The organism is Subtercola sp. YIM 133946 (assembly GCF_036553535.1).
Lineage (GTDB): Bacteria > Actinomycetota > Actinomycetes > Actinomycetales > Microbacteriaceae > Subtercola.
Map to the genome: position 1 here is coordinate 73725 of NZ_JAZHPE010000032.1, position 17753 is coordinate 91477.

14 protein-coding genes are annotated in these 17753 nt (G+C 70.3%); 4 read left to right on the top strand and 10 right to left on the bottom strand.

The genetic code is table 11. The annotated features are described in order from the left end of the window. Window positions 1-101 precede the first annotated feature (101 nt). Window positions 102-689: a hypothetical protein gene (locus tag V3W46_RS11055; protein WP_331783168.1), complete on the bottom strand. Its 588-nt coding sequence runs from the start codon at window positions 687-689 to the stop codon at window positions 102-104. Between the two features lie 3 nt (window positions 690-692). Here V3W46_RS11055 and V3W46_RS11060 point away from each other — a divergent pair, with 3 nt between their 5' ends. Next, on the top strand, window positions 693-2891 hold the full coding sequence (locus V3W46_RS11060; RefSeq protein WP_331783169.1) for a carbohydrate binding domain-containing protein: 2199 nt from the start codon (window positions 693-695) through the stop codon (window positions 2889-2891). Here V3W46_RS11060 and V3W46_RS11065 read toward each other — a convergent pair. The 3 genes from V3W46_RS11065 to V3W46_RS11075 all read right to left on the bottom strand — a co-directional run bounded on the left by V3W46_RS11065 (window position 2888) and on the right by V3W46_RS11075 (window position 7509). Further along, window positions 2888-4399, bottom strand: coding sequence for a glycosyltransferase (locus tag V3W46_RS11065; RefSeq protein ID WP_331783170.1), 1512 nt, complete (start codon window positions 4397-4399; stop codon window positions 2888-2890). The genes V3W46_RS11060 and V3W46_RS11065 overlap by 4 nt on opposite strands. Further along, on the bottom strand, window positions 4396-6189 hold the full coding sequence (locus V3W46_RS11070) for a glycosyltransferase (RefSeq protein WP_331783171.1): 1794 nt from the start codon (window positions 6187-6189) through the stop codon (window positions 4396-4398). Before V3W46_RS11070 ends, V3W46_RS11065 begins: the two co-directional genes overlap by 4 nt. A gap of 111 nt (window positions 6190-6300) precedes the next feature. Then, window positions 6301-7509: a glycosyltransferase family 2 protein gene (locus tag V3W46_RS11075; protein ID WP_331783172.1), complete on the bottom strand. Its 1209-nt coding sequence runs from the start codon at window positions 7507-7509 to the stop codon at window positions 6301-6303. A 66-nt stretch (window positions 7510-7575) separates the two neighbouring features. Here V3W46_RS11075 and V3W46_RS11080 point away from each other — a divergent pair, with 66 nt between their 5' ends. Both V3W46_RS11080 and V3W46_RS11085 read left to right on the top strand, forming a co-directional pair. After that, window positions 7576-8124 (top strand): hypothetical protein, encoded by a 549-nt coding sequence (locus V3W46_RS11080; RefSeq protein WP_331783173.1) that lies wholly within the window; start codon window positions 7576-7578, stop codon window positions 8122-8124. 72 nt (window positions 8125-8196) lie between these two features. Continuing rightward, window positions 8197-8337 (top strand): hypothetical protein, encoded by a 141-nt coding sequence (locus V3W46_RS11085; protein WP_331783174.1) that lies wholly within the window; start codon window positions 8197-8199, stop codon window positions 8335-8337. Window positions 8338-8410: 73 nt separating this feature from the next. On the opposite strand, the gene V3W46_RS11090 is transcribed toward V3W46_RS11085, so the two are convergent. Genes V3W46_RS11090 through V3W46_RS11110 form a run of 5 tightly spaced genes read right to left on the bottom strand, consistent with a single transcriptional unit; the run spans window position 8411 to window position 14033 of the window. Continuing rightward, the gene (locus V3W46_RS11090) at window positions 8411-9955 is read right to left on the bottom strand and encodes a hypothetical protein (protein ID WP_331783175.1); all 1545 of its coding nucleotides are present in this window, start codon (window positions 9953-9955) and stop codon (window positions 8411-8413) included. Then, entirely contained in the window at window positions 9952-10809 is an 858-nt protein-coding gene (locus V3W46_RS11095; RefSeq protein ID WP_331783176.1) for a glycosyltransferase family 2 protein, read from the bottom strand. Before V3W46_RS11095 ends, V3W46_RS11090 begins: the two co-directional genes overlap by 4 nt. After that, window positions 10810-12054, bottom strand: a complete 1245-nt coding sequence (locus V3W46_RS11100) for a glycosyltransferase family 4 protein (RefSeq protein WP_331783177.1) — start codon at window positions 12052-12054, stop codon at window positions 10810-10812. 22 nt (window positions 12055-12076) lie between these two features. Continuing rightward, entirely contained in the window at window positions 12077-13045 is a 969-nt protein-coding gene (locus tag V3W46_RS11105; protein WP_331783178.1) for a GDP-mannose 4,6-dehydratase, read from the bottom strand. A gap of 1 nt (window position 13046) precedes the next feature. Next, window positions 13047-14033, bottom strand: coding sequence for a GDP-mannose 4,6-dehydratase (locus V3W46_RS11110; RefSeq protein ID WP_331783179.1), 987 nt, complete (start codon window positions 14031-14033; stop codon window positions 13047-13049). Window positions 14034-14213: 180 nt separating this feature from the next. Here V3W46_RS11110 and V3W46_RS11115 point away from each other — a divergent pair, with 180 nt between their 5' ends. Further along, window positions 14214-16382, top strand: a complete 2169-nt coding sequence (locus V3W46_RS11115) for a glycosyltransferase (protein WP_331783180.1) — start codon at window positions 14214-14216, stop codon at window positions 16380-16382. Window positions 16383-16516: 134 nt separating this feature from the next. Here the strand turns inward: V3W46_RS11115 and V3W46_RS11120 are convergent, their stop codons facing one another. Continuing rightward, on the bottom strand, window positions 16517-17743 hold the full coding sequence (locus V3W46_RS11120; protein ID WP_331783181.1) for a glycosyltransferase family 4 protein: 1227 nt from the start codon (window positions 17741-17743) through the stop codon (window positions 16517-16519). Window positions 17744-17753: the final 10 nt, after the last annotated feature.

A 17753-nucleotide genomic window follows, 5' to 3' on the forward strand; every position in this document is an offset into this window, starting at 1 on the left:
AGAGTAGCACCCAGCCTCGCTCCGGTCGGTGGCACGCCCCGTTCGCCGGGCCACTTGCGCAACTCGCCCGGCTGCAGCGCGGTCAACCCGGGGTGCTGCGCCTAGGCTGACGAGCTGATGGATGAGCGACGTAGTCTCTGGTGGGTCTGGGTGATCGTGGGCGTCGCCGTGCTCGCGCTGCTGGCGGCGGCGGCATGGTTCTTTCTGCTGAGCGGGGTGTTCGCGCCGTCGGCACCCGCAACGGCCTCGCCGTCTGCATCGGCATCGGTCACGCCGAGGCCCACCCCGACGCGCACTCCGGTGCCGACGGCCACCGCGACACCGACGCCGACCCCGACGCCGACCCCGGCGCCCACCGCCACGCCGACCACCCCTCCGGTGCCGCCAGTGACCGCCGTGACGCCGTTCATCGTCTCGGCCGGCTGGAACGCCGCCGACGGCGGCATCGACGTCAGCTCGAACGTGCCGCAGATCGTCGAGTCAGACGGAACGTGCACGATCACGGCCACCTCGACCTCCGGGCCCGCGACGGCGTCGGCCTCGTTCGCCGCCCAGCCCTCGGCCAGCTCGACCGACTGCGGGTCGCAGGTGCTCGCCTCGCCCGCTCTCACCTCGGGCTCGTGGAACGTGGTGGTGGCGTACTCGTCGTCGACCTCGAACGGGCAGTCAGCTGCGTTCCAGGTGGACATCCCGTGAGCGCGTCGACGAGCGTCCGCTCGCGTCGCGCCGCCCGCGCAGACAAGACGCCGACCCGCCCCCTCCGTTCGCGCCTGCTCGCTTTCGCGGCCGTTCTGGCCCTGGTCGTCGGCGGCCTCGCCGCAGTCGACACCGCGACCGCTCCGGCCGCATCCGCCCTGTCGGGCTCGAGCTTCAACCCGGGCTACATCATCAGCGACGCGACGTTCTTCAACAGCTCGTCGATGTCGGCGGGCGATGTGCAGTCGTTCCTCAACTCGAAGGTGTCGAGCTGCGCGGCCTCGAACGGCCAGCCCTGCCTGAAGAACTTCAGCCAGGCGACCGCCACCCGCGCCGCCACGAAGTACTGCGCCACCTACCAGGGCTCGGGCAACGAGACGGCGGCGCAGATCATCGCGAAGGTGGCCACGGCCTGCAGCATCAACCCCCAGGTGATCCTGGTGATGCTCGAGAAGGAGCAGGGTCTGGTCAGCAGCTCGTCGCCGACGGCCTCGATGTATCGCAGCGCCCTCGGCTACGGCTGCCCCGACACGGCGGCCTGCGACTCGACCTACTACGGCTTCTTCAACCAGGTGTATTCCGCCGCCGCGCAGTTTCAGAGCTACACGAAGAACAGCTCGTCGTGGAGCTACCAGCCCGGCCGCGTGAACAACATCCTCTACAACCCGAACGCGTCGTGCGGGTCGTCGCCGGTGTACATCCAGAACCAGGCCACCGCCAACCTCTACATCTACACGCCGTACCAGCCGAACGCCGCGGCGCTGGCGAACCTGTACGGCACGGGCGACGGATGCTCGGCCTACGGCAACCGCAACTTCTGGGTGTTCTTCAACACCTGGTTCGGTGACCCCACCGGCGGCGGGCTGCAGTCGCCGTCGTTCGAGGGCGGAGCGAGCGGATGGGGTGCCGGCAACGGCTTCGTCAACCAGGTCGCCTACAACAACGCCTCGGCGGCTCAGAACGGCTCGTGGTTCTTCGCCTCGAACACCACGGTGCCGGGCCGGTCGATTGCGCAGACGGTCACGACAAGCGTGAGCGTCGGCCAGCAGGTCACCGCGAGCATCTGGCTGCGATCGGCCTACGGCGAGCCGTTCAGCGGGTCTGTCGCGCTCTGGGGGCTCGACGGGCAGCTCGAGGCCGCGAGTACCGCGTTCACGGTCGGTGGCAGCTGGCAGCAGGTCACGGTGAAGCTGCCGGTACGGGCATCCGCTCACTCGCAGGTGAAACTCGAGGTCTACATGGACACGGTCGCGCCGAGCACGCTGTTCATCGACAATGCCGCGCTGACCTACGGGCAGGCGCCGCCGCTGAAGAACCTGCTCTCGTCGCCCGGGTTCGAGAACTCGCAGGGCAACTGGATTCCCGGCAACGGCTTCGTGAACCGTGCGTTCTACCAAGACGCCGGGGCGGCGCACAGCGGCTCGTGGTTCGGGGCGACCAACACCGACGTGCCCGGGCACTCGCTCGCTCAGCTCGTCGCGGCGTCGCCACCGGTCGGCGGCAGGTATTCGTTCTCGATCTGGGTGAAGTCTGCCGTGGCGGGCTCGAAGTTCTCGGGCACACTGAGCCTCTGGGGGCTCGGCGACGGCGTCGCCTATGCGAACGGTACGAACTTCACGGCGACGAACAAGTGGAGCCAGGTGATCGTGACCACCGACATCAGCCAGCCGATCACGACGCTGAAGCCAGAGATCTACCTCAACAGCACCGCCAACACGCTCTACCTCGACGACGGGGTGCTGGCCGCGAACCTGCTCACCGCGGGGTCGTTCGAGGGCGGCGCGTTCGACAACTGGGGCCCCGGCAACGGCACGATCAACACCGCCGTCTACAGCACGGCGGCCACGGGCATCGCGTCGCAGAACGGCGGCTGGTTCGGTGCCACGAACACCCAGACTCCGGGCAGCTCGCTGGCGCAGTCGGTCAGCCGAGAGACGATCGTGGGCGACTCCTACACGGCACAGGTGTGGCTGAGGTCGTCAGACCCGTCGAAGAAGTTCAGCGGCACGCTCGCCATCTGGGCGCTCGGCGGCACGACAGAGGTGGCCACCACGGCGTTCTCGGTGGGCGGCACCTGGACGCCGGTGTCGGTGGTGCTGCCGCTGACGAAGGCCGACCACACGTCGCTGAAGTTCGAGATCTACGAGAACTCGACGGGGTCGACCCTGTTCGTCGACGGCGCGGTGCTGTTCTAGTCGGCGGTGAAGTAGTCCCAGACGTCGCTGGAGTACTTCTCCCAGGTCTGGTACTCGTTCGCGGCCAGGTCGCGGCGCTTCTGCTCGAGCACAGCAGGGTCGACGAGGGCACTTCGCAGCGCGTTCTCGAGCTGGGCATCCGAGTGCGGGTCGACGGTGATGACGCCGCCGTAGCGTTCGGCGAGTTCGAGCATGCTGCCGACGTTCGACGAGATGACGGGAGTGCCGGCGCGCAGCGACTCGACGATCGGCAGCCCGAACCCCTCGTGGAACGACGTGAAGATCGACACCGTGGCCAGCCGGTAGCCCGCCGAGATGAGTGAGTCAGACGAGTTCGAGAAGACGAGCAGCGGATGCCCCTGCTCTTGCAGCGACTTCGCGAGATTGTCGAACGGGGCGCTGTTCCACGACGCGCTGCCGATCATGACGAGGGTGAACTGCTGCCCTTCGTTCCAGAGCACACGGGCCGCCTGCAGCACCGAGAGGTGGTTCTTGCGCGGTTCGTGGCTGCCGACGACGAGCACCATCGGCACGCCGTCACGAAGTGTGAAGGCGACCCTGGCCTTGGCGAGGTCGTCGTCGGACGGCTCGGTGGAGTCGCCGGCCAGAAAGACAGTGCGAACATCGGGCCCCGACCGACCCGACGAGGGCAGCATCTTCTTCCACGACTCGAATTCATAGGCTGTCGAAGCCGAGATGGCCGCTACCCTGTCGGCGTAGGCCACGGCGTCGAGGTAGAGCGGAAAGTGCGCTGCGATCGGAATCGACGCGGTCTCGCCCGATGTCAGCGGCACGCAGTCGTAGCCGATGTAGGCGACACGGGTACTCGAGAACCGGGCCATGGCCAGAAAGCGTTCGGCGCGTTCGGCGTCGGCGGCCAGCTCGGGAATCATCATGATGCCGCCGTTGGGAATGACGAGGCGAGTGACCTGGTCGGGAGCCGCGGTCGAGGGGTCGCCGCCGCGCATGCGCGCCTCCTCTTTACCGGTCAGCCGGCGCAGCGCGCGGCCGTTGTCGGCCCAGGCGACGAACACGAGGTCGTGCGCCGACGCCCAGCGGCCGGTCGTCTCGCGAACGACCCGCTGGATTCCCGACATGGTGCTGGTGCTGCTGGTGTGGTGCACGTCGACGAGGATGGGGTCGCGCAGCACCTCGACCTGGGCCGAGAGACCGAAGATGCTCGAGTCGGCGCGGGAGCCCAGCCCCCGGAGGGCGGTGCCGGCGCCGTTCAGCACGATGTCGCGGCGAAAGCCGATGAGGTCGGCCTCGGTGGGCAGCTCGCCGCGGATCGCCGCCCAGGTGAGCCACAGCCGCGCGGCCGAGAGATCGGTGGCGAGGGCGGTGGCGAGCAGCTCGTGCAGCTCGCCGGCGTGAGATTGGGCCGGGGCTTCGCCGCCGAGGTCTCCGATGAGGGTGCGGATGCTCGAATCGATGGTGTCGCTCGTATCGACGGTGTTGCTCGCGTCGACGGTGTCGTCTGAGTCGATGTTGCTCACGGTGTCGGTCACTTCTGGGCCTCCCCGGCCTCGACGATGCGCCAGAGCGCATCGGCATAGTCACCCCAGCTCGTGTCGTGGCGCGCCTCGATCTGCGCCTCGAGCTCGGCCAGCATGTCGTCATCGTCGAGCAGGCGCCCCATCGTCTCGACGATACGGTCGTCGTCACGCGGATCGACGGCGAGGCATCCGCCGTCGGCCGCGATCTCAGACGTGCTGCCGTAGCTCGTCGTGACCACGGGTGTGCCCACGGCGAGCGACTCGGCCACGGGCAGGCCGTAGCCTTCCTGAATCGAGATGAACACGCTGAACCGGGCGTCTCGGTAGGCCTGCGCGAGGTGGGCCTCGTCGACGTCGCGCCGCAGCTCGATCGGGCGGCCCTGCGCACGCAGGGCGGCCACCGCATCGGGAATGTCGGTGTAGTTCTTGTCACCCCGGCCGCCGAGCACCACGAGGCTGAACTGCTTGCCCTGGCGCCAGAGCACCTCGCTGGCGTAGATGACGGTGAGCTGGTTCTTTCGTGGCTCGTTGCTGCCTACCGACAGCACCATCGGCAGGCCGGCACCGGTTGACGAATCAGAGGGCTCGTCGGCGTCGGCCTCGGCGAGGGCGTCGGAGTCGGCCGGGATGTGCTCGATGGGCAGCAGCTCGGTCACGACCTTCGGGCCGGGCAGGCCCTGCATGGTCAGCGCCTCGCTGAAGCCGAGGAACTCGCCGTTGGTCGCTTCGGAGATGGCGACCACCTCGTCGAAGTACTTCAGCATCGACAGGTACGACACGAACTGCAGCGTCAGCGAGCGGTGCACGAAGTGGCCGCTCGAGACGGGAATGGTGTCGTAGCCGATGGCGATGGTGTAGTTGTCGGAGAACCGGGCGAGCGCGGTCAGCGTGGCGGTGCCGTGGCCGGCGGGCACCTCGGGCACGAACACGGTGGTCTGCCACGGCACGATGAGCTTCACAGTGGTCTCGTCACGGTCGGGCTCGTTGTCGGCGCGAACGCTGTCGTCGTCGCCACTCCACGCGAGCACGCGGTCGCGCTCATCGGCGTCGAGCGTGCGCAGTGCCGTGCCGTCGGCGGTCAGGGCGGCGAGCTCGAAGCGGTGCCGGCCGTTCCAGTGCGAGAGGGTCTGCCGGGTGACCCGCTGGATGCCCGAGTTGAACCCGAAGCGCGCGGTGAAGTCGGCGAACGCCACGGGCCGGTCGTGCACCAGCTCGATCGTGCGCAGGTGGGAGTGCAGGCGCGAGGTCCACACGCCGCAGTGGTGCAGGATGCGCGCGGTGGCGTCGCGGTGGCTGACCCGGCGCAGGTCGCGCCGCAGGGCGAAGAGCTGCGCCTGGTCGGGAAAACAGCCGCCGACCGCGATCATCAGCAGCCAGAGCTCGCTGTCGAGGCCCGAGGTGTGCACGGCGAAGGTCAGCCGACCGAGCAGGTGCTCGAGGGTGAGGGCCCGCAGTTCGGCGGGGGTGCTGCCCGGCAGCAGGTGCGGGGCCACCTGGCGCAGGCGCTGTTCGAGTGCCCGGCGGGCGTCGGCGAGCGCCGTCGGCGGCGCGGCGTGCGTCGGAATGGGCAGCTTGCCCGCCTTCAGCAGCGAGAGCCGTTCGCGGGCCTTGACCGCTCGAAGGGGTTCGGTGACGCGCCAGCTGAGGCTGGCCTGCAGCTCCTTCACGGTGGGAGTGCCCGCGCCGACCCCCACGTCGAGGCCGCTGAACCAGGTGTCGATCTGTTCGGCCGAGGGGAGGGTGACACCCTGGGGCGCCTCTGACCGCGGGTCTGCGGCGGTCGATTCAGGGCTGGTTCGCATGGGCACCGATTCTATTACAGCGCTCTGTCAGCCGAGGCGCCGGGCTCACAGGCTCGGGCCCCGGGCGCCGGACTGCAGTGGGCGGCGTGCCGGTGGTCACCGAGGCGGCCATCATTCGGTGCGCCCGCGCCTGATGCGGGCGATGGCCTGGCCGGCCTGCCACTTGGCGATGCCGACGGGGCTGCGCGTGTTGAGGTCGTGCAGCCGGTCTGCCTCGACCGTCAGCTCGTCGACCGTGCTCTCGAGCTCCGCGATGCGCACGGCCCGCTCTTCGAGCAGGTCGCTGAGCTTGTCGACGCGCTTCGACCAGAGGGCCTCGGTGTCGTAGTACAGCTTCTCGACCCGGAGGTAGTCGGCCAGGGCTTCTTCGTAGTGCGCCGCCGACCACTCCCCGAAGCCCTGCGCCATGCTGAGGGCCGTGACCGCCGCACCCGCGCTGATCTCGGCGGCGGTCGACAGCGGCCGCCCGCCGTTCACCAGGTCGGGCTGGGGTTCGATGACGCAGAGAGCCGAGACCGGGGCATCCTCGGCCGGTGCGGTGGCCAGTACGGCCGCCCAGCGCTCACGGAAGAATTCCTTCGAGTGCGCGTGCGCCCAACTGCGGTAGACGGGCGAGGCGTCGGTCGACGCACCCGACCGGTGCACCACCCGTGCGGCAGGCTCGAGCACCACGTCGTAGCCGGCCGCCTTGAGCCTGAACTGAAGGTCGACGTCTTCGAAGTAGGCCGGCTCGTAGACGGGGTCGAACCCTGAGAGTTCTCGAAACGCGGATGCCCGTACCAGCACGGCCGCGGCAGATCCGTAGTCGATCGACCGAACGACCAGCAGCCCGCGCGCCTCGGCCTCGGCGAGCGTGAGCCCCCGGCCGAACTGCACCGTGCCGGTGTCTTCGCGTACGCGCGACCCGGCCTCCTGCAGCGTGCCGTCGACGTTCAGCAGCACGCTCGCCACGGCGCCGACCTCCGGCGCGTCGGCGGCCGCCGCGTGCAGCGTGCGCAGCCAGTTCGGCTCGACGATCGTGTCGTCGTTCAGAAAGACGATGTACTCGCCGCGCGAGACGGAGGCGCCGGCGTTGCAGCCACCACCGAACCCCACGTTGTGGGCGAGGTCGACGAGGCGCGCACCTGACACGCCCTCGGCGATCGTCTGCCGCACCTCGCCGGTGGCGCCGTTCAGCACGATGACGACCTCGTAGGCCGGCGCGTCGACACTGGCCGCGATCGACTGCAGGCACTCGATGAGCACATCGGTGAGCCGCCACGCCAGAATCACGATGCTGCAGACCGGATGCCCGACCTCGTCGAATTCGATCGTTGGCATGCCGTGCTCCCTACCTGTTCCTGGCTCCACGGTAGTGCACAGGCGTGCGCTCACGTCGCGCAGGCGGTGTCGCCGATCGCGCCGACGTCAGAGAATCCGTCGTCGGCCGTCGTCGCCTCGCTCGCCTTCGTGCTCGTTCTCGTCGTTCTGCTGCTGCGCGTGATGCCGCTGATCCCTTCGGCCGCCGACAGCGCTCCCCGCACCCGGCTCTGGGCGTTCGTTCACGACCGTCGTGTCGGCGCGCTGACGGTGGCGTTCGTCGCCGCCTTCCTGTTCTTCTCGATCGCCGGGCTCGGCGCCCTGCTCGCGGTGCTCGTCGACACTCTCGCCACGAAGACGTGGATGCGCGTCGCCGTCATCGTGGTCGACCAGGTGGTCGGCCCCTCCCGCACGTTCGACCTCGAGGTGACGCCCGATTCGGCGCTGCGGGCGTTCGTTGGCAGCACAGAGCGTCAGCTCGCCGACGGCTGCGGCGTCGTGCAACTGCCGCCCAAGGGTTTTCCGGAGACGGGCGACATCGGCACGATGGGCGACTACGACGAGGGCCTGCCGAACGTCTACTCCGACGGGTCGATCCGCTGGAGTTACGGGGCGGTGCGGGGCACATACGACTAGGACTTCTGGCAGGGCGCCGACACGCCCGGTGGGTTCGCCGCGGGCATCCGCTCGTCGGGCGCCTGCGCGGTGATGGTCGACACGCACGCCTACAGCGACGATCCGGGCGGCTGGCGCGGCTTGGTCTCGGCGGTGACGAACGCCGACACGCCGAGCGTGGTCAGCACCGACGACGACCATCGCTATCTGCTGTTCACGGTGCGGCAGGGCTGACCCGCGGGCAGGCTCAGCACACCGAGGCAGTCGGGCTGAGCCGAGGCGGATCAGCGCTGACCTCAGCCGGGTATCAGTACAGCGCCCAGGGGTAGGTGTAGGCGTCGAACGGCTGGTCGAAGGTGTAGATGGCGTAGTCGGCGACGACCGTGCGGGTCGACGGTGGCAGGGTGGTGCTCGCCTGCATGGCGAGGTCGTTCTGGTTGCCGACGAACACGATCACGGTGGCCACGGGTGCCGCCGCCGCGGCCGCCTCGTACGGCGGGTAGCGGCGTGGGCCCGAGACGGCGGCCACCATGGCGCGCTCGTCGGTCTCGGCCGACACCGAGTAGGCGAGCCAGTAGTCGCCGTAGGCCGCGGTGATGCCGTGCTCTTCGAGGTAGTTGCCGAGGGCGGGAATGTCACCGACCAGGTACGTGGGCTGACTGCTGAACTTCAGGGTGGGAAACATCGTTGTGGTCTGCACCACGCTGAACGTGATCGCCAGAGCCATGGCGACGAGCCCCACGAACGGCAGCCGGGTGACCAGCCAGGCCAGTGCGATGGTCAGCGCCGGCAGCACGAACACCGTGTAGCGCAGCGAGTCGGCCTGCAGCAGGATGCCCGTTCCGACCACGATCACCACGAGCACGGCCGCGGTCGAGACCACGAGCGTGCCGAGCCACAGGTTGCGCTGCAGCACCGTGAGCACGACCAGCAGCGCCAGCAGCAGCACGCAGACCAGGGCGAAGACGTACCGCGCGACGGGCACCTCGATCGAGAACGCACCGGGCATGAGCCGGGTGAAGAAGGTCGTGAAGCTCTGCACGAGCACGCCGTTGCCGGTCGCCTGCGGCTTCACCGCCGAGAGGCCGTGCGCGAAGAGCAACAGCCAGGGCAGGGCGCCGACGATGCCGGCGGCCACGCCCACGAGATAGTGCCGCCACGAGCGATGACGCACCATCAGCACCAGCACCGCGGGCGCCGCCAGGGCGATGCCCATCGGCGACTGCCAGAGCGCGAGCCCGGCGACGAGCCCGATCAGGGCCCACTGCAGGTACGACTTGCGGCGGTCGCCCCGCAGTACGAGCCAGATGGCCAGCAGCCCGAGCATCAGGCTGGGCCCGTAGAAGCCCGGCTCGCTGGTGCCCACCCGGGCTGTCCAGTAGCCCGAGAACCAGAACAGCACACCGGCCACGTTGCCGACGGTCGGGCTGACGAAGGCGCCCACCGCGATCTGTCGCACGAGCACGGCGCTCGCGGCGAAGAAGAGCGCGCCGACGATGGCCAGCACCTGCACGTGCGGGCCGAAGACGAGCATGGCGGCGCCCGCCACGAACTCGAGCATCGTGCCGCCATAGGTCTGGCCCCAGAAGAACCAGGCGATGTCGCCCTCGGAGATGTGCTTCGCCACCAGGAAGACGACCGCGTTGTCAGAGTCGATCGTGTAGGCGGTGGTGAACGTGAGCAGGATGCGCAGGCCGAACCCGACGGCCAGCAGCACCCAGAAGGCGATGGTCGTGATGCGTGCGTCGAGCATCCGCAGGCCGGTCAGCGGGCGGCCGGGTGCGCGCTCGGCCGGTGAATCAGAGCTGGAGTCGCGCACGGGCATCGGGGCCGCGGTGTCAGCGGTGGTCATGATCTCAGGCTAGCGGTCAGGGCCCTCGCCTTGAGGCCGATGCGCAGTGCGACACGCACCGGCAGGTAGTACGGCTGGTGGTAGCGCTTGGCGAGATAGAGGTATGCGCTCTGGTGGTGCGCGCGCAGCATCGCCGCCGAGTGGCCCTGCGTGGTGGTTCCGCCGGCGTGGTGCACGCTCGCCGTCGGCACGTAGAGCACGCGCCAGTCGGCGAGACCGAGCCGTTCGGCCAGGTCGACGTCTTCGAAGTACATGAAGAAGCGGTCGTCGAACCCGCCGACCTCGTCGAACGCCGAGCGGCGCACCAGCAGGCAGGCGCCCGACAGCCAGCCCGACGGCAATGGGGTGGTGCTCGTCGTCTTCGACTTGTCGGCCCGCAGATAGCGCTTCGACCACGGATTACCGGGCCAGACGCGGTGGAAGATCGCATGGCCGGCCCCTGCGGTGAGCGAGGGCAGGTCGCGAGCCGAGGGGTAGATCGAGCCGTCGTCGTTGGTGATGCGGGGGCCGACCACCCCGATGGAGTCGTCGGCGCTCGCGACCGCGAGCAGCTCGTCGATGCTGCCGGGGCTGAACTCGACGTCGGGGTTGGTGACCAGAATCCATTCGGCGGCCGGGTCGAGCCGCGCGGCCGCGTAGTTCACCGCTGCGCCGTAGCCGAGGTTCTCGCCGGGGCTGAGCAGGGTGGTGTGGGCGAAGGGGGCGAGCACCTGCTGCAGGTCATCCGTCGCCGCGTTGTTCACGACGTAGACCGAGGGATGCTCGGCCGCCGCACCCGCGACCGACGCCAGGCACGCCACGACGTCGTGACGTGAGAAATAGCTCACCGTCACCAGCGCGATGCTGCTGGTCACTTACGATCCTTCCGGGGTGTCGGGCAGGTCAAGGGCGGCCCGATAGGCCGTCAGGTGCACCCGGGCGCAGGCCGCCCAGGTGAAACCGGATGCCCGGGCGATGCCGAGCTCGCCGAGCCGCCGCCGTTCGGCGGGGGCCGCCAGCAGGGCCGCCAGCGAAGTGGCAATGCTACCCGAGTCGACGCCGGTGTAGCTGACAGCGTCGCCGCCCACCTCGGGCAGCGACAGGCGGTCGGTCGTGAGTACGGCACCGCCGCAGGCCATCGCTTCGAGCACGGGCAGGCCGAAACCCTCGCCGAGGCTCGGGTACGCGGTCACCAGCGCCCCGCCGAGCAGGGCGCGCAGCTGATCGAGCGGCAGGTAGCCGAGCAGGCGCACGTCGAAGCCGGCCTTCACCGCGTCGGCGACCGCGCCGGCAACGGAGTCGTCCCAGCCGGCGCCGCCCGCGAGCAGCAGGGCGGGGCGATCGTCGGCCGGCAGGGGCGCGACGGCTGTCGTGAAACCGCGCACCAGGGCCGGCACATTCTTGCGTGGTTCGAGGGTGCCCAGAAACGCGACCCACGACGACGGCCGTGGCGTGAGCGAGGCAGCGAATGCCGCCACCTCGTCGCCGGTCGGGGGGTGGAACACGGCGGTGTCGTAGCCGAGCGGGGCCGCGAACACCTCGCTAGGCCGGGCGTGGGTGAAACGCAGGTACTCCGTCGCGGTGGCGCGGCTCGGCGTGACGACGGTGACGCGGGCGAGCTTGGCAGCCCTGATCCAGGCGCCGAAGAAGACCCGCTTCAGACGCCCGTGCAGTTCGGGCGCACTGAAGAACGTGAGGTCGTGAACGGTGACCACGCGCCGCCGCCGGGTGAGCAGCGGAAAGGTGTAGTGCGGCGAGTGGATGACCGTTGCCCCGATGCGGCGCGCGAGGCCCGGCAGCGCGACCTGCTCCCAGACGAACCGGCCCGACGCGCGATCACCCCAGCCCGGGATGATCGACACCTTACGCACCCCTGCGGCCTCGAAGAACGCGCGGTCGCGGGGCTGGCACACCACGGCGAGTCTCACGCCCGCCCGAACCAGCTCGGTGACGACGTTCTCGACGTAGCGCCCCACGCCGCCCCGGTTCGCGGGGATGGCGGTGGCGTCGAAGAGCACGACCGGGGCCGTGCCCCGACCTGCCCGTGCGGCCCGCCGTCGACGCCGGCCGGGGGCGTTCGGCTGACCCGACCGCGGCTGATCGTGGTTCTCAGGTGTCATGGGCACGGAGCGGGCGGCGCCCTCAGCGGGCGATCAACTCGAGGTCGTGGTCGACCATGCGGGCGACCAGTGTCTCGAAGTCGACCGTCGGCTGCCAGCCGAGCTCTCGGCGGGCCTTCGACGCATCGCCCAACTGCTCGGCCGGATCGACCGGCCGCACGAACTCGGGGTTCACGGTGACCAGGCCCGACCAGTCGTCGATACCCACCCGGGCGAACGCTGCGTCGAGGAAGTCGGCGATGGTGTGCGACACCCCGGTGGCGACGATGAAGTCGCCGGCCTCAGGTGCGCGGGCGGCGAGGCGCATCGCGGCGACGTAGTCGGGCGCCCAGCCCCAGTCGCGGCGTGCGTCGAGGTTGCCGAGCTCGATGCCCTGCTGCAGGCCCGCGCTGATGCGCGCGACGCTCGCGGTGATCTTGCGCGTCACGAACGTCTCGGGCCGACGGGGCGACTCGTGGTTGTACAGAATCGTGTTCGAGGCGTGCAGGCCACGGCCGCGGTACACGCCCACCGACAGGTGCGCGTACGCTTTCGACGCGCCGTACGGCGACGAGGGGCGAATCGCCGTCGTCTCGACCTGGGGCGTCTCGCCGGCCTGCCCGAAGATCTCGGCGCTCGACGCGTGCACCAGGCGAACCGGATGCCCGGCCTGCTGCTCCACCCGCAGGGCGGCCTCGAGCAGCCGCACCACGACCTGCCCGTTGACGGCTCCCGTCTGCACGGGGTCTTTCCACGAGGCGGCGACCGACGAGATGGCGGCGAGGGAGTACAGCTCGTCAGGACTGGTCAGGGCCACGACCTCTTCGAGGGCATCCGGAGCCTGCAGGTCGACGGTGTGCAGCGTCAGGCGCCCCGGTCGACCGAGGGCGGCGAGGTTCTCTTCGGTGTCGTCGCGCACGATGCCGTGCACGTCGTAGCCGTCGGCCAGCAGCGACTCAGCGAGGTACGAACCGTCTTGGCCCGAGATTCCGGTGATCAGTGCGACGGGCATGTCACAGGCCGGCGAGGGCTCTCTGCTCGGCGACGTCGTTCAGCACCATCATCGAGACGAGCTCTTCGAAACCGACTTTCGGGCTCCAGCCGAGGGCCTTGTGGGCCTTCTCGCTCGAACCGATGAGCAGGTCGACCTCGGCGGGGCGCATGAACTCGGGGTTCTGCTCGACGTGCGACTGCCAGTCGCTGATGCCGACGGCGGCGAACGCCTTCTCGAGCAGCTCGCGAATGGAGTGGGTCTCGCCGGTGGAGATGACGTAGTCGTCGGCCTCGTCTTGCTGCAGCATGAGCCACATGGCCTCGACGTAGTCGCCGGCGAAGCCCCAGTCGCGGCGGGCGTCGAGGTTGCCGAGCACGATCTTCTCCTGCAGGCCGAGCGAGATGCGGGCGACGGCCTGCGACACCTTGCGGGTGACGAACTCGGGGCCGCGGCGGGGCGACTCGTGGTTGAACAGAACGCCCGACGAGGCGTGCATGCCGTACGACTCGCGGTAGTTGATGGTCATGTAGTGGCCGAACACCTTGGCGACGCCGTAGGGCGAGCGGGGCCAGAGCAGGGTGTCTTCGTTCTGCGGAACCTGCTGCACCTTGCCGAACATCTCACTCGAGGAGGCCTGGTAGAAGCGCACCTTCCTCGGGTTGTCACCCGAGTACAGACGCACGGCCTCGAGCGCGTTCAGCACGCCCTTCGCGGTGACCTCGGTGGTGAGGCTGGCGTTCTCCCACGAGTAGGCGACGAACGAGATGGCGCCGAGGTTGTAGAACTCGTCGGGCTTGGCGGCCTCGAGGGCGCGGATGAGGCTCGACAGGTCGGTGAGGTCGCCGGTCAGCACGTGCACGCCGGGCAGCGTCGCCTCGACCAGTGCGCGCTTCGGGTTGTTCTGCCCGCGGATCAGGCCGTAGACCTCGTACCCTTTGGAGAGCAGCAGTTCTCCGAGGTACAGACCGTCTTGGCCGGTGATTCCAGTGATGAGAGCGCGGGGCATAGATTCCTCGGATGTCGGTGTGGTGTGAGACGCAACGCCCCATGCTAACCGGGGCAGTCGATCAACTAGTATTCCATGGTGGATGCACGCAGGGTGGGCGACGTGCCCGAAGATGCGGCTTCCGTGGGCTCTGACGCTGCCGGGTTGACTGCTGGGGCCTCTGCCCGAGGCGCTGCCGGGGTGACTGTCGAAGTCTCCGCCGATCGGCCTGCCGGGCTGTCTTCGCTGCGGGCGCGGCTGGCGGCCGTCGCGCCGTACCTGCCCGGTGGTGACGGGGCGTCGGCCGAGGCCGAATCTGCCGGTGTCGGGGCGCTCGCCGACGCCATGGCGCGCTCTGTGCGCACGCCCGCCGAAGTGTGGCTCGCGATCGTGGCGCTGACCGGGGTGTTCCCGACGCTCGACGAGCATGCGGCGGTGCGGCGGGCGCTGGCGCTGGCCGGCGGCGCTGGTGGTTCCGGCGAGGCCGGTGTCGGCAGCGGTTCTGGTGCGGGCGGCGGTGTTTCCGACGGGGCTGGTACTCCCGCCGCGGCCGGGGCCGGGCCCGGGGCGGGGGCGCTGGATGCCCTGCTGCGGTCGACCACCCCGATACTGCGCCGCGCCGCCGACCTCGACGCTCGGCTCGAGGTGGTCGATGACGCGGTGCTGATCGATGCCACCTTCACCGGGCGCTCCGACCACAACACCGGAGTTCAGCGGGTCGTGCGCGAGACGGTCTCGCGCTGGAATCGCAGCCACCACCTCACCCTCGCGGGCTGGAACCGCGACGGCACCGCCCTCGAGCGGCTCGCCGGCCGCGAGGTGCAGCGGGTACTCGACTGGCCCGCGTACTCCGCCCTGCCGGTGGCCGAACGCGAGGCTCTCGCCCGCGCCGATCGCGCCGAGGCAGAGCGCGCCGCCCTCGCTGGGCCGACGCCCGGCACCGTGCTGGTTCCCTGGCGCTCGGTCGTCGTCGACATCGAGGTCGCCCAGGCGCTCGCCGCACCCGCCCTCGCCGCGCTGGCCGCGGTGTCGGGCAACCGTGTGGGGCTCGTCGGCCACGACATCATTCCCATCGTCGACGCGCAGCACCAGGACGACCCCGAGATCGAACGCTTCGCCCGCTTCCTGACCGTGGTCAAGTACGCCGACCGGGTCGCCGCCGTGAGCGCCTCGGCGGCGCGGGAGTTCGCCGGATTCGTCGAGGCGGTGCGGGCGCAGGGGTTGCCCGGGCCCGAGGTGGTGGCGATACCTCTGGCGATGAATCCGCCGTCGCACGCGACGCTGGCCGCGGTGGGGGCCGTCGCGGGTGGCGGCGGTGGTACGGCATCCGGGGCACCGGCCGGCACCTTAGCGGCCCTGGCCGGCACCGGGGCGGGGCCGGGGAGCGGGGGTGCGGCATCCGGGGCGCCGGCAGACGTCGAGGCGCCGCTGATTCTCGTGGTGGGCAGCGAAGAGCCGCGTAAGAACCACGACGTCATTCTCATCGCGGCGCAGCGGCTGTGGCAGCGCGGCATCGCCTTCCGGCTGCGCTTCATCGGCGTCAGCTCGCGGTACGCGCCGCGCTTCGACGCCGAGGTCGCCCGGCTGGCGCACCGCGGGGTCGACGTCGAGGTGGTGCGGCACGCGAGCGACTCCCTTCTGCTCGACTCGTACCGGCAGGCGCGGTTCACCATGTTTCCGTCGCTGCACGAAGGGTTCGGGCTGCCGGTCGCCGAGTCGCTCGCCTTGGGCGTTCCGGTGCTGACGTCGAACTACGGCAGCCTCGCCGAGATGGCTGCGGGGGGCGGATGCCTCACGGTCGACCCGCGCGACGACACCGCCGTGCTGCAGGCCATGACCGCGCTGCTGACCGACGAGCAGCTCATCGGCCGCCTGCGTGACGAGGCCGCGTCCCGCACCTTCCGCACCTGGGACGACTACGCCGCCGCCGCGTGGCAGGGCCTCGTGCTGCCCCTCGAGCAGCGGCTGCGCGCCGCGCCCGACGCTGCACGCTCCGCCAGCGGCGCCGCACCCTCCACTGTCGGCGCTGGGCCCTCCACAGCCGACGCTGGCGCTGCTGACGTTGCACGCTCCGCTGCCGGCGCTGGGCCGTCCGCTGGCGATGCTACCGCGGTCGCCGGGTCCGCTGGCGGCCACGCGGCTGCAGACCGGGCCGTCGAACGCTGGTGGGGCGCCGAGCTGGCCGCCCGCGAACGCGCAAGGGCCGCCGAACGCTCGCTGCGCGGCCGGCTGCGCAAGGTGGTGGCGCTCGGCGAGTTCTACACCGCGCGCTCCCGCGAGGAGGGCCACATCGTGGCCGCCAAGGCGGCGGCCGGCATCGTCAGGCGCCGCGCGGCCACCCTCGCCGCTCGCATCGCCCGCCGCGCCTGACGCGGAGGCCGCCCGCGTGGTCCGCCGCGCCTGGCGCCACCGCCACCTGCCCCGCGCTCGGATCGGCATCAGCACGCGCCACCGCCCGGCGCCACTCCACCCAGCGGGCGAACGGCAGAGAAGCGGGGGCGCGGTCAGCGGCGCCAGACGCGGTGGGCCACCGCGAGCAGGTCGGCGGCCGCGGCCGTCCACTGGCGGGTCACGGTGGGCGCCGGGTCGGCCGAGCGTGCGGCGGCGACGTCGCCCACGGCCGCGGCGCCGTCAGCCGCCGGGAGGGCGGCCGCCGCGGCGTGCGTGACGAGGAGGTTTCGCAGGGCATCCACATCGGAGGGGTCGAAGAACGACACGGCGGGGGAGCCGCCCGCCGCCTCACGCAGCGCCGGGATGTCGGAGGCGATGACGGGCGCGCCGCAGGCGAGCGCCTCGACGACGGGGAGGCCGAACCCCTCGTGCCACGAGGCCTGCACCAGGGCGATCGACCCCGTGAGCAGGGCCGGCAGCTCAGCCGTCGGAACATACCTGTCGCTCACCCGAACGTCGTACCCTGCCGCGACGGCCACGTCGATGGCCTCGTAGACACCCTCGTTCAGCCAGCCGTCGCCGCCCACCAGAAACAGGGTCGTGCCGTCGGTGAGGCCGGTCTCGGTGAACGCCCGCACCAGCGTCACGAGGTTCTTTCGCGGCTCGATGCTGCCGAGCGCCAGAAAGTATCGGTCGAGACCGTACTTCTCGCGCACGGCGTCGACCTCTGCTTGCGCCGCGGGCGCGAACTCGGCCGCGTTCACCGCGTTCACCACGACGGCGACCTTCTCGCGCGGTACACCGAGGTACTGCACGATCTCGTCGGCCGCGCTGTGCGAGACCGCCACCACGGCGTCGGTGCGGCGCAGCCAGCGGCCGACGTTCTGGGCGAGGTACCGCTGGTGGGCGGGCGGCACGAACTCCGGATGCACCACGAAACACACATCGTGGATGTACGTGATCGACCGTGACCGCGCGAGCGACCAGTTGCGGAAGTTCGGGAACACGTAGACCCCCCGCCCGAGCAGCAGGTCGATCGGGAAGCGCAGCGGAATGCGCGACAGAAACCCGAACGCGCTGTGCGGCAGCGGCAGGCTGACAACCTTCACATTCGTGAAGCTGTACCGGCCGAGATGCGTTCGTTCGTCGGCGGGAACGAACACCCGTATGTCGTACCGGTCGCGATACGCGTCGTCGTCGAGCGCCCGCAGCGTCTCGAGCAGCACCGTTCCGACCCCGCTCAGCTTCGTGCTTACCAGAGGCGTGCCCTCGATGAAGAGCCGCGCGCGCTTCGCCGGCCGGCGGGCGCCGCGGGCGGTGCCCGGTGTGTGCAGAGTCATCCCGAACATC